Annotated in this window: 13 protein-coding genes; 10 read left to right on the top strand and 3 right to left on the bottom strand. The window is 52.1% G+C overall.

What is annotated here, in order from left to right; all coding sequences use genetic code 11:
- Nucleotides 1–5: 5 nt before the first annotated feature.
- The 5 genes from J7E85_RS16545 to J7E85_RS16525 all read left to right on the top strand — a co-directional run bounded on the left by J7E85_RS16545 (nt 6) and on the right by J7E85_RS16525 (nt 5,874).
- The gene (locus tag J7E85_RS16545; protein ID WP_215159569.1) at nt 6–1,778 is read left to right on the top strand and encodes a cache domain-containing sensor histidine kinase; all 1,773 of its coding nucleotides are present in this window, start codon (nt 6–8) and stop codon (nt 1,776–1,778) included.
- Nucleotides 1,775–2,560, top strand: coding sequence for a response regulator transcription factor (locus J7E85_RS16540; RefSeq protein ID WP_215159567.1), 786 nt, complete (start codon nt 1,775–1,777; stop codon nt 2,558–2,560). Before J7E85_RS16545 ends, J7E85_RS16540 begins: the two co-directional genes overlap by 4 nt.
- 115 nt (nt 2,561–2,675) lie before the next feature.
- Nucleotides 2,676–3,995 (top strand): extracellular solute-binding protein, encoded by a 1,320-nt coding sequence (locus J7E85_RS16535; protein ID WP_215159565.1) that lies wholly within the window; start codon nt 2,676–2,678, stop codon nt 3,993–3,995.
- A 99-nt stretch (nt 3,996–4,094) separates the two neighbouring features.
- Complete coding sequence (locus J7E85_RS16530; protein WP_215159563.1) at nt 4,095–4,976, top strand: carbohydrate ABC transporter permease; 882 nt, start codon at nt 4,095–4,097, stop codon at nt 4,974–4,976.
- 13 nt (nt 4,977–4,989) lie between these two features.
- The gene (locus J7E85_RS16525; protein WP_215159561.1) at nt 4,990–5,874 is read left to right on the top strand and encodes a carbohydrate ABC transporter permease; all 885 of its coding nucleotides are present in this window, start codon (nt 4,990–4,992) and stop codon (nt 5,872–5,874) included.
- A gap of 124 nt (nt 5,875–5,998) precedes the next feature.
- Here J7E85_RS16525 and J7E85_RS16520 read toward each other — a convergent pair whose 3' ends face one another.
- The 3 genes from J7E85_RS16520 to J7E85_RS16510 are packed head-to-tail and all read right to left on the bottom strand — an operon-like array spanning nt 5,999 to nt 8,329.
- Nucleotides 5,999–7,384, bottom strand: a complete 1,386-nt coding sequence (locus J7E85_RS16520; protein ID WP_215159559.1) for a nucleoside recognition domain-containing protein — start codon at nt 7,382–7,384, stop codon at nt 5,999–6,001.
- Entirely contained in the window at nt 7,335–8,081 is a 747-nt protein-coding gene (locus tag J7E85_RS16515; RefSeq protein WP_215159557.1) for a FeoB small GTPase domain-containing protein, read from the bottom strand. Before J7E85_RS16515 ends, J7E85_RS16520 begins: the two co-directional genes overlap by 50 nt.
- A complete protein-coding gene (locus J7E85_RS16510; protein WP_098742506.1) occupies nt 8,078–8,329 on the bottom strand; it encodes a FeoA family protein in 252 nt (83 codons plus the stop codon). The genes J7E85_RS16515 and J7E85_RS16510 overlap by 4 nt, the downstream gene beginning before the upstream one ends.
- A gap of 235 nt (nt 8,330–8,564) precedes the next feature.
- On the opposite strand from J7E85_RS16510, the gene J7E85_RS16505 reads away from it, so the two are divergent.
- The 5 genes from J7E85_RS16505 to J7E85_RS16485 all read left to right on the top strand — a co-directional run bounded on the left by J7E85_RS16505 (nt 8,565) and on the right by J7E85_RS16485 (nt 13,575).
- Nucleotides 8,565–9,632, top strand: coding sequence for a flavin-containing monooxygenase (locus J7E85_RS16505; RefSeq protein WP_251035783.1), 1,068 nt, complete (start codon nt 8,565–8,567; stop codon nt 9,630–9,632).
- Nucleotides 9,613–9,918 (top strand): ArsR/SmtB family transcription factor, encoded by a 306-nt coding sequence (locus J7E85_RS16500; RefSeq protein WP_215159549.1) that lies wholly within the window; start codon nt 9,613–9,615, stop codon nt 9,916–9,918. The genes J7E85_RS16505 and J7E85_RS16500 overlap by 20 nt, the downstream gene beginning before the upstream one ends.
- 69 nt (nt 9,919–9,987) lie before the next feature.
- On the top strand, nt 9,988–10,143 hold the full coding sequence (locus J7E85_RS16495; protein ID WP_215159547.1) for a hypothetical protein: 156 nt from the start codon (nt 9,988–9,990) through the stop codon (nt 10,141–10,143).
- A 144-nt stretch (nt 10,144–10,287) separates the two neighbouring features.
- Nucleotides 10,288–12,012, top strand: a complete 1,725-nt coding sequence (locus J7E85_RS16490; RefSeq protein ID WP_215159545.1) for a proline--tRNA ligase — start codon at nt 10,288–10,290, stop codon at nt 12,010–12,012.
- Nucleotides 12,013–12,552: 540 nt separating this feature from the next.
- Complete coding sequence (locus J7E85_RS16485) at nt 12,553–13,575, top strand: MBL fold metallo-hydrolase (protein WP_215159811.1); 1,023 nt, start codon at nt 12,553–12,555, stop codon at nt 13,573–13,575.
- Nucleotides 13,576–13,695: the final 120 nt, after the last annotated feature.

Here is a 13,695-nt window from a genome sequence, read left to right as displayed (position 1 = left end):
AGAACTTGAACAGGTTTGGCAGGCTGAATACACTGCGGAATCAAATTTTCCTTGGATTTATGCTGGTGATGGTTATCGTATTGGCATTGGTCGGGGTGTTTGTGTATGATCAGGTTTCGGCCTTGCTGCGCAACAGCGCAGAGAAGCATATTCAGCAGACGGCCGTGCAGGCCACCGGTAAGCTGGATGCGCTGCTCAAGCAGGTGGATACGTTGACGGCTCAAGTCTCGACGAACGCTACGGTTCAGCGCTTTCTGGCTCAGGAGACTGCGGGTAAGCCGATTACATTCGGAGAACGGCAGTCCCTTCAACAGGAGGTTCGTAAATATGAAGCCTATGCTACGGGCATTCGGTCGCTGGAATTATATACGAAGGACTATCGGCGGCTGTTTCCGCTGGATGAAGGCCATCTGACCAGCCGGGTTAGGGGCGATTGGATTGCTGCGGCAGACCAGGGCATGGGGAAGCTGGTATGGTTCGGTCAGGATCCCCGGGATCCGGATGTGGTGGTAGCGGTACGGAGAATCCGGCTGATTGACCATTCCTTTGCCCACGGCGGGTACTTGCTCGTGAAGCTGGAGAAGGATTATTTTGCGCTGGCGGATTCGGATGGCGGCACGGGCAGCGATTCGCGTGAAACGATGGGATTGTTTGATCAGGCGGGGAATGAAATCTCGTCGGATTTTGTTACCCCGGTGGATGCGAAGGAGGTTTTGTACCGCGAAGGGGAGACGGTTACGCTCGGTCATGAAAATTACATTGCCGTACAGAAACAGTCTGAGGCCACGGGCTGGAACTTGGTCATCTTGACACCTGTCGATTATACGACTGAGGGGATATCGGTGCTGCGAACCGCGATTATCGTATCTGGGGGCGTTGGTGCGCTGCTGTTTCTGATTTTAAGCTTTATACTGACCACGATGATCATCCGGCCGATTTTGAATCTGATCAAAGCCATGCGCGGCGTGAGACTGGGGACGCTGAGGCCCATTGCCGTCACCTCGAAGACGATGGAGATCAACGAGCTTAACAATTCGTACAACCAGATGGTGGATTCGCTGAACGAATTAATTGAGGTCGTGTATCAGAAGGAGATCATTCAGAGCCGGACAGAACTTAAAGCGCTGCAGGCGCAGATCAATCCGCACTTTCTTTTTAACACATTGGAAGCGTTTTACTGGGCGCTGGATGATCAAGGCGAAGAAGAGCTGGCCCAAATCGTGGTTGCGATGTCCGGCTTATTCCGTTATGTCATTAACCGCAAAGACGAGGATGAGTGGGTATCGGTCAGAGATGAGCTGGATCATGCTGAACGTTATTTGATGATTATGAAAATGCGGATGCTGGACCGATTATCCTGGAAAATCGAGGCAGATGAAGCTAGCAAAAGCGTGCCGATTCCGAAGCTGCTGATTCAGCCGATCGTGGAAAATGCGATCCTGCACGGGGTTGAGCAGCGATTGGGGCCAGGCACCGTCATTGTGCGGGCGAATGCCTCCGATCGCCCTGGATTTACGATCATTTCGGTTACCGACGATGGCCCCGGAATGGACGATGAGACGGTGGCCTCTCTGTATTCCTCTATGGAAAAAGGCTATGCTGAATCTTCTAAAAAAAGCGGTGTCGGCATTGCCAATGTAGAGCAACGAATCCGGTTGTATTACGCTTCCGGGCAAGCCGGCCTGCGTATTCACAGCATGGTAGGTCAGGGAACGACGATCTCATTCGAAATTCCGAATGATTTTCATGTTAACGATAGGGAGGGGGAAAAGCCATGAAAACAATACTGATCGTGGATGATGAACCGAGAACGAGGGAAGGGGTAAGGAAGACCCTGGAGGCATGGTCGTTTGGCCGCTGCAGAATCGTGACGGCATCAAGCGGCGTAGAGGCGCTGGAGTGGCTGCAGGGACAGGTGGCTCATCTGGTGGTGACGGACATCCGCATGCCGGAAATCGGGGGACTTGAGCTCATTGAGAGATTGCATGAATTAGAGCATCCGCCGGTCATTATTGTTATATCCGGTTATTCGGAATTCGACTATGCCCGTAAAGCGCTGCAATATGGCGTCGTGGATTACCTCCTGAAGCCGCTGGATAAGCGGAAGCTGGTAGCTGCGGTCGAATCGGCTCTGGAACGCCGGGGAAAAATAGATCGGATTGAGCGGATGGAGAAGCTGGTGGATCCCAAGCTGCTGGAGACGTCGCAGCAGGATAAGCGTTACAGCATCCAGGTACAGGAAGCGCTGAAGCACGTGGATCAGCATCTTCAGGAGTCGGTATCGCTTAAGGAAGTGGCAGAAGTGCTTCATCTGAATGCCAGTTATTTCAGCGTGTTATTCAAAGAGCAGACGGGGCTCACCTTCAGCGAATATCTGACGCGCCGCAGGGTGCAGCGGGCCAAGGAGCTGCTGGCTGGCACATCGCTGCCTGTCGCGGAAATTGCAGAGAAGGTAGGATACCAAACGGCAAAATATTTTGTGAAGGTGTTCCGTGACCTTGAGGAAGTAAGCCCGAGTCAATACCGCCATAGCGTATCTGATAGCGGGGCGGAAATCTAATAAAAGTGGAATTAGTCCCAATCATTATGACCTTATGCAATCATCCCCTCACTGATAGAATTTGATTAAAGCGGTTTCAATACGCAAACAGCATACTAGAAAAGGGGTTGTAAACGTGTTCAACAAAAAATGGACGGTTCTGCTTTTAACATTGTGTCTCGCTCTGGTTGCGGCTGGTTGTGGATCGAGCAACAGCAGCACGGGGGATTCAGGCAGCAGCGGCAGCGAAGGCGAGAAAGTTACGGTGAACTTCATGCACTTATGGCCGGCAGGCGTTTCTGCAGGACAGAACAAAATCGTGAATCAGATCATCGAAGAATATCAAAAAGAGAATCCGAACGTGACGATCAAACAGGAAGTTCTGGATAATGAGCAATACAAAAATAAATTGAAAGTGCTTTCCGCGTCGAACGAGCTTCCGGACGTAGGGGTGACCTGGGCAGCCGGATTCCTGAAGCCCTATGTAGAAGGTAGCTTGTTTGCACCGGTAGATGATTTGCTGGGTGGTCAGCTTAATGGCAAATTCGTAGCCGGCACGACCGAGGCTTATGCCATTGACGGCAAAACGTATGCGCTTCCACTCGAGTTCAATATCGCGCCGGTATATTACAACAAAGCGATATTCAAACAGCTTAACTTAGAAGTGCCGCAAACTTATGAAGAATTCAAGAATGTTGTGAAAGCGCTGTTCGATAACGGGATTGCTCCTATCGCACTTGGTAACAAGGATCGCTGGACCGGTTCGCTCTGGTACATGTACCTGGCAGATCGAATCGGTGGACAAGAAACGCTTGCCAGTGCAATTAGCGGTTCGGGTTCCTTCAAGGATAAATCGCTTGTAAAGGCAGCCGCCGAGGTTCAATCGCTGGTGGATGGCAATGCGTTTGTCAAAGGGTTCAACGGCTTGTCCAATGAGGAAGCGAAATCCGAATTCCTGAACGGCAAAGCGGCCATGTACATGATGGGCACCTGGGAACTGCCTAACTTTACGACCAATGAAGAGATCCCGCAAGAATTCCGCGACAGCGTTGGTTTCTTCAAATTCCCGACGGTTGAAGGCGGCAAAGGCGGTATTAACAGTTGGGTAGGCGGACCGGGTGTTGGCTTGTTTATCGGCGAGAATTCCAAGGTGAAAGAGGAATCCAAGAAGTTCGTTGAGTATTTCGTAACCAAGTGGGGCGAGCAGTCCGTTACAGGTGCTGGTGTCATCCCGGCAACGAAGGTGGATACCTCAACGCTTGAGCTTCCACAGCTGTACATCGATCTGTTTGATGAAATGAATCAAGCAAGCAGTATCACCTTGTTCGCGGATGTACAGATGGAGGCGAATGCCGCCGAGACGCATCTGAACATGATTCAGGCGCTCTTCGGCAAAGCCGTGACGCCGGACAAATTCTCCGAAGAGCATGATGCAGCGATCTCCAAAGGGAACTAAGACTCTTTAGGACAACAAAGAAACGGGACCCTGATTTATCCGGCAGTGATGCCGGATAAATCTTTCCTCTAGACCATATGGCGAAAGGAGCCGGACACTTTGGATAAAGTGATGTCCAACAAAAAAATCATCGCGCTGTACGTGCTGCCTGCACTGCTTGTGATTATGGCCGTCGTTTATATTCCAATTCTATTGACCGCCTATTACGGACTGAACGAATGGAACGGCATTGGTGCAATGACCTTTATCGGACTTGATAATTACCAGGCACTGCTCTCGGACAGCAAGTTCTGGGATAGTGCATGGCACTCCCTGCTGTTAGCCGTATTCTCGGCTGCAAGCCTTATGATCTATCTGGCCGTGGCGATGGTGCTGGCCTCCAAGATCAAAGGCGCCAACCTGTTCCGCAAAATCTATCTCATACCCATGCTGCTGTCCTCCGTTGCGATCGCGCAGCTGTGGCTGCGCATTTACCACCCGACGAACGGGATTGTCAACAGCTTCCTGGAGTCCATCGGGATCACGAACCCGCCGGCATGGCTCGCTGAGTCGTCACTTGTCTTGTTCGCTTTGTTTATTCCGATTCTGTGGCAGTATGCCGGTTTTTATATTTTGATCTATTATGCAGCTCTGAAGAACATCCCGGCATCGCTGGTTGAAGCTGCCAAGATCGACGGGGCAACCTCCATGCAAATTGCGTTCCGGATCAAGCTTCCACTCATCATGGAAGTGATTAAGGTTACGATCGTGCTGGCGGTGGTAGGTTCCTTGAAATATTTCGACCTCATCTTTGTCATGACGGACGGGGGGCCTAACGGCGCGAGCGAAGTGATGGCGTCCTACATGTATCATACGGCTTTCCGCGCTTATGATTTCGGTTATGGCAGCGCGATCGGGTTCTTCCTGCTGGTGATCTGTCTGATCGTAACGTGGGTCATCCGGAAATTAACGGCATCAAAAGAAACGATCCAATATTCATAAGGAGGGAAACTTCATGATATCCGGAGCCACAGGACAGCTCCAAGACGGGCGCGCCCGATCCGGAAACGGAGTGGGAGGCAAGCTGGGTTACACGCTGCTGTATATCGTGCTGATCGGCGTATCCGTATTCCAGCTGTTTCCGCTCGTATGGCTGCTGCTGTTCTCATTAAAAAACAATCAGGAAGTATTCGATCTTCCTCCGCTGTCCCTTCCGATGAATCCGCGCTGGGAAAATTACGAGAAGGTATGGAGTGCCGGCAACATCAGCGTTTTTTTTCTGAATAGCGTCTGGATCACCGTCGTAGCAACAACGCTAACGGTCATATTAGGGAGTCTCGTAACCTTCGCGATTACGAGAATGAAGTGGAAGGGCAGTTCCTTTGTCCTCGGCTTGTTCATGGTTGCCATGATGATTCCGGTTCATTCCACCTTGATCCCACTGTTCAGCATGTTCAACAAGGTTGGCTTGACCGATCATCCGGTTTCTTTGATATTGTCGTACGTGGCTTTCAATATGCCGATTACGATTATGATTCTGCTCGGGTTCTACTACACGCTGCCGAAGGAAGTCGAAGAAGCGGCGGTCGTGGACGGCTGCTCGGTTCACCGGGTTTTCTTTCGAATCGTGCTTCCGATGACGGGCTCGGTGCTGGCGACAACAGCCATCATTAACATGATCTATAACTGGAACGAGTTTATTTTCGTGAATACGTTCATCAGCTCGGATATGTTCAAGACACTTACCGTCGGCGTGCAGAACTTTATCGGACAGTATACAACCGATTGGGGTGCTATCGGCGCAACCTTGATGATTAGTATTTTACCAATTCTGCTGATGTTCCTTTTCCTCAGCGATCGAATCGTGGAAGGCATCGCTGCAGGTTCGGTGAAAGGTTAAGTTTCATAGAACTCATCCATTTCCGGGTAAAAAAATATCGAGCCGCTTCAAGAGACTTCTTGGAGTGGCTCGTTTGCTTTATATACATCTCTATCTGCAGCGTGGCTATCAGAAGAAGAGGTCGTTAAACCCATCCCAATGCCCGGGCCACCTGAGTAACAAGGAAGGTAACACCGATTGCGATAGCCGTCGGGATGGCAAAGGACAGGAACGTCCACTTCGCGCTTTTGGTCTCCTTCCAGATGTTGACGAGCGTGGTTCCGCAAGGATAGTGGAGCAGCGAGAACAGCATCATGTTTAGCGCGGTCAGCCAGGTCCAGCCTTGATCCAGGAAGATTTGCTTAAGGGCAAACATATCGGTAACCTCAGTCAGGGAGCCCGTAGCCAAATATCCCATCAGCAGGATTGGCAGGACGATTTCATTTGCGGGAAGTCCGATGATGAAGGCCATCAGAATGAAGCCGTCGAGTCCGAGCGCGCGCGCAAACGGATCAAGGAATTCAACGAAATGAACCAGAATGCTGGAATCGCCAATATAGATGTTGGCAAGTACCCAGGTAAGCACGCCTGCAGGCGCCGCTACGATAATGGCTCTGCGCAGGACATAGATGGTTTTATCCAGGGTTGACCGGAGAATCGTATTCAGAATCTTCGGTTTACGGTATGGCGGCAGTTCAAGTGTGTAGTGGGAAGGAATGCCTTTCAAGGCGGTTTTGGATAATCCCCATGATACCGCGAGCGTGACAACGACACCGATCAGCACCATGCCCATAACCACGGAAGCCGTCACGAGTGTCTGGGCTCCTCCCGAGAAACCTGCAGCCATGAACAAGGAGGCCAGCAGGATCAGGGTCGGCCAGCGACCGTTGCAGGGTACGAAGTTGTTGGTCAGAATGGCGAGCATCCGCTCCCGCGGCGACTCGATAATCCGGGTCGACATAATGGCCGCCGCATTGCAGCCGAATCCCATCGCCATGGTAAGGGACTGCTTGCCATGAGCTCCCGTTTTTTTGAACAGGCGGTCCAGGTTAAAGGCTACCCGAGGCAAATAGCCATAGTTCTCAAGCAGCGCAAAGGCCGGAAAGAAGATGGCCATGGGAGGCAGCATGACACTAACAACCCAGGAGGTACCTCGGAACAATCCGAGTATCAGCACACCATAGAGCCAATCGGGAGCATGGAGGGCCTGAAAGGCCATTGTCAGGTATCCTTCGATCCAGCCAAAGAAACTTGCCAGCATGGAAGAAGGCACGTTAGCCCCAGCGATCGTTAAGTAAAAAATAACGCCGAGCATGGCCAGCATGATCGGAAATCCCCACAGCTTGGAGGTGAAGATGCGGTCCAGACGCTCGGAACGGTACAGAAGCTCCCGGTTGGTCACGGTGACAGCGTCACTGCACAGCTCGCGGGATTTTTTGAATAACTCGCCCACGATATCTTCCCGAACATCCTCTACCTGCTCAGCAGGAATGATGGCTGTTAGAGCTTCCAAGCGCTTTAGCTGTTCCAAGTGAGCTCCCCCCTTTATCCGAAGCTTTTAATCGGTCTTTCAGCGTCGCGATCAGCTTCCGGTCTCCATCGAGAAAGCGGATGGCCAGCCATCTGGCTGGATATTCGTCGCCGAAAATGTCTCGTAATTCGGACTCCAGGCCGGAAATTTGCGATTCCAGCTGTTCGTTATATTTCATCCGGTAAGGCGTAGTAGAAGTCTGCCCTGTGCACATCAGAAGCAGCTGCTCGGACAGGGTATCCAGCCCATCGTTATTTCTGGCCGATATCGGAATGACGGGAACACCGAGCTGATTCGTTAGCTTTCGTGCGTTAATCTTAATTCCTTTTTTCTTCGCTTCATCCATCAGATTCAGACAGACGATGACCCGGTCGGTCATTTCCAGCACTTGAAGCGCAAGGTTAAGACTTCTTTCCAGCGCCGTAGAATCCAGAACCAGCAGGGTAACGTCCGGTTTCTCAAAAATAATATAATCGCGCGCCACTTCTTCATCGGCCGAGTTGGAGAACAAGGAGTACGTCCCGGGCAGATCGATAAATTGGAAGCGGGTGTCTTTGTAATCGTAATTGCCGCTTGCGAGACTGACTGTTTTGCCGGACCAGTTGCCGGTATGCTGCTTCAGGCCGGTGAGGGCATTAAAAAGCGTGCTTTTGCCCGTGTTCGGGTTGCCAGCCAGTGCGATAGTAAAAGTTCTCATGATGACATCACCTTACCCCAGATTAACTGACTTTCTTCTTTTCTTAATGCAATGACGGTACCTGCTACTCTATAAGAGGTGGGGTCACCAAGCGGGCTGGCTTTCAGCACTTCGATAACGGAGCCCGGAACGAATCCGAGGTCCAGAAGCCGCCGTTTATGCTCTCCGCGTATATCCACCTGTTCAATCAGAAACCGCTCGCCGAGCGCTGCCTGATGCAAATGCTGCCTATTCTTTGTCTCATCCATAAAGTTTAACCTCTCCCTACTAAATTGGGCCGAGCATATAATGTTTCCTCGAAGCAACTTTATGCCTATAGTATGACTGAATGCGTGTGTTGTCAACTGAATTCATCAGATATTTATTCGAGTTTCATGCGGCGTTTGACGATGCAATCACTATTTTATGCTTGAAGGGAGAACAAGATCCATGTAATATCTACATATGAGCAATTATTCATATAATAGGAGTGATACCTATATGATGTGGGATGTAATCGTTATCGGCGCGGGGCAGGCAGGATTGGCAGCCGGTTATTGGCTGCAGCAGGCAGGGATGAAGTTTCTGTTGTTGGATCGGGAATCGGAGGCAGGAGATGCATGGAAGACGAGATATGATTCGCTGAAGTTGTTTACACCGAGAACTCACAGTGCATTGCATGGAATGAGGTTAGATGGGGATCCGGACGGGTTCCCGGACAAAGATGAAATGGCTTCCTATCTAAAATCCTATGCAGAACGGTTTGAGCTGCCCACTCAGTTTGAGTCGGATGTGAAGTGTGTCCGTAAGGAAGAAGACAGGTTTATAATCGATACCCATCAGGGAGAATATCATGCGAAGTCGCTGATTATCGCTACCGGGCCGTTCCGGCAGCCTCGCATTCCGGCGTTTGCAGCCTCGGCTCCAGCGGATATTGTCCAGCTGCACTCCTCCGATTACAGGCGACCTGCTCAGCTTCAAGAGGACGGCGTTCTTGTTGTTGGCGGCGGGAACAGCGGGGCGCAGATTGCGGTCGAACTGTCTGGCGGTCGGGAAACGTATTTGGCTCTTGGACAGCCGCCGCGGTATTTACCCATGACCGTTGGGGGCAAGGGGATGTTCTGGTGGTTGGACAAACTCGGCATTTTATCAGCCAGCGGTTCCTCCTGGGTGGGACGTAAGCTGAAGCGTCGGGGAGACCCGATTTTTGGATATGAATTGAAACAAGCGGTCAAGTGCGGTAAAGTGGTGTTGAAAAAGAGAGCCGTTGATGCCGGTGCTTGCGGAATGCGATTCGAGGATGGAACGGAGCTTAAGGTTCGGAATATCATCTGGGCAACCGGCTTTGTTTCCAGCTATGATTGGCTTCATGTGGATCAAGCGCTGGATCATAAGAAGGCTGTTATTCATACACGCGGTATCAGTCCGGTGAAGGGGCTCTATTATGTAGGTTTGCCTTGGCAGACGCACCGGGGCTCCGCACTCTTGGCAGGAGTTTCACGGGATGCCCGCGAAATCGTTCAAGCTATTATGGAGAAGAGGGGATTAGTTTATGGAAAAAGAGCACCATGAGCTGCTGCACGAAGATCAGGCCATGGAAGCGTCACGACTGCTGAAGGCCATTTCGGATCCGACGCGGATCCGCATTCTTCATTTGCTCTCGCAAGAAGAATGCCCGGTCGGCCATATTGCCGAGGTGCTTGGCATGAGTCAGTCGGCGGTATCCCACCAGCTTGGCTATCTGCGCAGTTTAAGACTGGTCAAATTCCGCAGGGACGGGAATACATATTTTTATACGTATGAAGATGAGCATGTCATCGGGATCTTGCGGCAAGTGCTGGATCATATCGCTCATTAAGTATGCCTGTCTTTTTCATGCTTGACATTCTGAACGTCCGGCTGTAATGTATTGGAAAATGAATTTCCCGTGAATAACGATCATCAAGGACATGAGGATGCAAGATTCGGCGAGACAGAAAAGAAGCCCCCGGCTGAAAGGCTTCCACTCGCTTGGCTGCGTCCTTCCTACCTTGTAGTTGCCCGCTGTGAACAAGCGGAGCCGGTTCGGCCCGTTACCGCCTGATGAAGCATCTTGCATGGAGTGCCTTTTGCGCCTCACAAGATGGAATCAGGGTGGTACCACGAGCACATTCGTCCCTAGGAGCGAATGGCTCTTTTTTGCGCTCAGGCAGGTTCATTCATGGATATAAGGAGGAGTATGAGGAAGATGCGGCAAAGCCAATTATTGATGACAACGATGCGTGATGTGCCTTCCGAGGCGGAGGCACTAAGCCATCAATGGATGCTCCGTGGCGGCTATATCCGTCAAACGGCGGCAGGAATCTATTCGTATCTGCCGCTGGGCTGGCGGGTCTTGCGGAAGATCGAAGCGATTATTCGGAAGGAAATGGATGCCTCTGGCGGGCAGGAGATGCTCATGCCCGCTGTCCAGCCCGCCGAGCTGTGGAAGGAATCGGGCAGGTACGATATTTACGGATCGGAACTCATCAGGCTGCATGACCGCCATGACCGGGAGTTCGTGCTTGGGCCAACCCATGAAGAAGTGATTACGTCTATCGTTCGCCAAGAGATTTCTTCCTACCGGAAGTTGCCGGTGAACCTGTACCAAATTCAGAGCAAATACCGGGATGAGCGGCGTCCGCGTTTCGGCCTGCTGCGGGGCCGTGAATTCCTGATGAAGGATGCGTATTCTTTCGACCGGGACTGGGAGGGCCTGGATGTGTCCTACCGGAACATGTATGAAACGTATGAACGAATCTTTAGGCGCTGCGGTCTGACGTTCCGGGCGGTGGAAGCTGATGCAGGTGCCATTGGTGGGCAAGGGGAAACCCATGAGTTTATGGCGCTGGCGGATATAGGCGAGGATACCGTTGTTTCGTGCAGCGATTGCAGTTATGCAGCAAATCTGGAGCGTGCGGAGTCTAAGGCTCCGGCTGAGCAGGCTGATAGGAAGTCCGCGGCCGCTGACGGTCATTCTGCCATAGAGCAGATATTGACGCCAAATGTGAAGAGTATTCAGGAATTGATTAACTTCCTCCAAGTCGGCTCGGAGCAATTGATCAAGACACTGATTTACCAAGTGGACGGAGAACGAGTCGCGGTCCTTGTCCGGGGAGACCGTGAAGCGAACGAGGCAAAAGTGAAGTCTTACCTAGAAGCAGAACTCGCGGAATTAGCGAGTGCCGAAGAGGTGATGCAGGCGACGGGAGCCCCAGTCGGGTTTGCGGGACCGGTAGGCCTTTCCCTAAAAGTATTGGTCGATTACGAAGTAGCAGCGATGGCAGAGGGGATTACCGGTGGCAACCAAGGGGATCTCCATTTAAAGGGGGTCCGCCCAGGACGTGATTTTTCGCTGGAGTATACCGGCGACTTTCGGAATGTAATCGAAGGAGAACCTTGCCCGCGCTGCGGAGCGCCGCTCGAATTTCATCGCGGGATTGAGCTTGGACATGTGTTCAAGCTGGGTACGAAATACAGTGACGCCATGAACGGTATGTATCTGGATTCCGACGGGCGGGAGAAACCGCTGATCATGGGCTGCTACGGTATTGGCGTCTCCCGCGTCATGGCCGCCATCGCCGAGCAGCGCATCTCGGACGGTCGATTGGTCTGGCCGATGTCCATTGCTCCGTTCAAGGTGCACATTATCCCGGTTGCGGTTAAGGATGAGGCCCAGATGAAACTGGCTGAACATATCTACAGCGAGTTAAACAAGGCGGGTATGGAGCCACTATTGGATGACCGGGACGAACGGGCAGGCGTCAAGTTCAAGGATGCCGACCTTGCCGGCGCTCCGCTACGTCTGATCGTAGGCCGCGGAGCGGCTAACGGAGAGGTCGAATGGATGGGCGAGGACGAAATCAAGATCAACCTGCCTGTCGAGGAAGCCATCCAGCGCTCACGCGAGGAGGTAGCCCGCCAACTGAAGTGAATACTACGGAGCCTTTCAATATGAGTCGAGATTCATTAAGTTGGAAATGAAAGGGAAAGAACTTTACGCTCAACGGATAGAACCTATACCGGATATTAGAATAACTTTAAAATGTAGTGGACAACGTGCAAGTCAGTAGGAGGGAAGGCAACCCAAACTGTTTTTTGAGGTTGCCTTATTGTTTTGATTAGAAGGGAAACGTTGCATAGGCTTACATGATTACGATAATGATGCAGCCGATCTACGCTTTATTATAAACGCACGAAGCAGCGGAGCGGACGAATCGATTCCGGAAAAGCGGCAGCGTTCGCCTTTGCCCTCGGATTTTTACAATGGATAAATACAGTAAGGAAAATCCGAGGGCAACAGCGATTGGAGGAACGATACGTATGCGCAGCGTCCTCTAGTGAAACATAGTAACTTGCTCACTTCAATCCTCTAACCAACATGCAGCGCAGCCTTGTATACATATTCCGAATACAGGCTTATGATGAAGGAGTCGGATTTGAAGTCATAATGCGGATGGAGGTTGCATCTACGATGAATCTGGAAGAGAAGGGATCAAGCCCGGACATTCATTATATAGAAGAACATCAGCTCAGTCAGGTGAAGATTACATTGTCCAACCCCTTAAGATGGGTGAACAGCTATGTGCTGCGCGGAGATGACGGTATGACCGTCATCGATCCGGGGCCGCGCACGGCTGCCTCGGAGCGGGAATGGCTGGCGGCGATGGAGCAGCTCGGGTTCGGTTTCAGCGACATCGCCTCAATCGTGCTGACCCATCATCATCCGGACCACTATGGGCTTGCCGGGTGGTTTCAGGAGCGATCAGGCGCCAAGGTGTGGATGTCAGAGCGGGCGCATCGGGAAGCGATGCTCATGTGGGGAACAGATTCCACGATGGATCACGAGCTCCCGGCGTTCTTCCGGCAGCATGGCATGCCGGAAACCAAGCTTGCCCTGCTGCCGGAGCATCTGAACGGCTTCTTCCCCCAAGTCACGCCGCAGCCGGACATATCGTTTATCGGTGAGGACCTGCCGTTTCGGATGGGCAACCGGATATGGGTACCGGTGCAAACGGCCGGCCATGCTCCGGGACATCTGTCGTTCTTCCATGCGGAGAGCGGCGTTCTGTTATGCGGCGATGCCGTGCTGCCGCAAATTTCGCCCAACGTGAGCCTGCTGCCAGGCAGCGACGCCGAGCCGCTGGCGCTTTTCCTTGCAGGGCTGCGCCGCCTGCGCGAACTGCATGTCCGGACGGCGTACCCCGGACACCGCCACCCGTTCACGCATTTCCGTGAACGGATCGATGCGCTCCTCCTCCATCACGAGGAGCGCCTGGCCACCATCGCCGGCATGCTGAGTGCTGCCGGACGGCTTACCGCCTTCGAGGTCTGCACTGCCCTCTTCGGCGAGAAGCTCGGCATCCACCAGCTGCGCTTCGCCATGTGCGAAGCGCTGGCCCACCTCGCCGAGCTGACCCGCCGCGGGGAAGCCGAGATGATCGAAAACGAGGAGCGAATGTGCTATTTTTCTGTACGGAAACAGCCGCATTCCTGATATAATCAAGACATGAATAAAACCGTCTGCTGTACGTTGACTTCCATCATGCGTAGAAAGGGCGGTTTTTTGTTTAATAGATTCAGAGGGTTACAATGTGGAGCATCCGTTGTCTGATAC

Source organism: Paenibacillus sp. ISL-20 (genome assembly GCF_018613005.1).
In the GTDB taxonomy this organism is placed as follows: Bacteria; Bacillota; Bacilli; order Paenibacillales; family Paenibacillaceae; genus Paenibacillus_AQ.
Note: the sequence above shows the minus strand (reverse complement) of the source record. Positions and strands in the feature narration are given on the sequence as shown.

Bases quoted from the DNA above. Each gene is read 5' to 3' on its own strand.
- J7E85_RS16540 (WP_215159567.1), top strand. From the start codon at position 1,775: ATGAAAACAATACTGATCGTGGATGATGAACCGAGAACGAGGGAAGGG.
- J7E85_RS16525 (WP_215159561.1), top strand. From the start codon at position 4,990: ATGATATCCGGAGCCACAGGACAGCTCCAAGACGGGCGCGCCCGATCC.
- J7E85_RS16515 (WP_215159557.1), bottom strand. From the start codon at position 8,081: ATGAGAACTTTTACTATCGCACTGGCTGGCAACCCGAACACGGGCAAA.
- J7E85_RS16510 (WP_098742506.1), bottom strand. From the start codon at position 8,329: ATGGATGAGACAAAGAATAGGCAGCATTTGCATCAGGCAGCGCTCGGC.
- J7E85_RS16505 (WP_251035783.1), top strand. From the start codon at position 8,565: ATGTGGGATGTAATCGTTATCGGCGCGGGGCAGGCAGGATTGGCAGCC.
- J7E85_RS16500 (WP_215159549.1), top strand. From the start codon at position 9,613: ATGGAAAAAGAGCACCATGAGCTGCTGCACGAAGATCAGGCCATGGAA.
- J7E85_RS16490 (WP_215159545.1), top strand. From the start codon at position 10,288: ATGCGGCAAAGCCAATTATTGATGACAACGATGCGTGATGTGCCTTCC.
- J7E85_RS16485 (WP_215159811.1), top strand. From the start codon at position 12,553: ATGAATCTGGAAGAGAAGGGATCAAGCCCGGACATTCATTATATAGAA.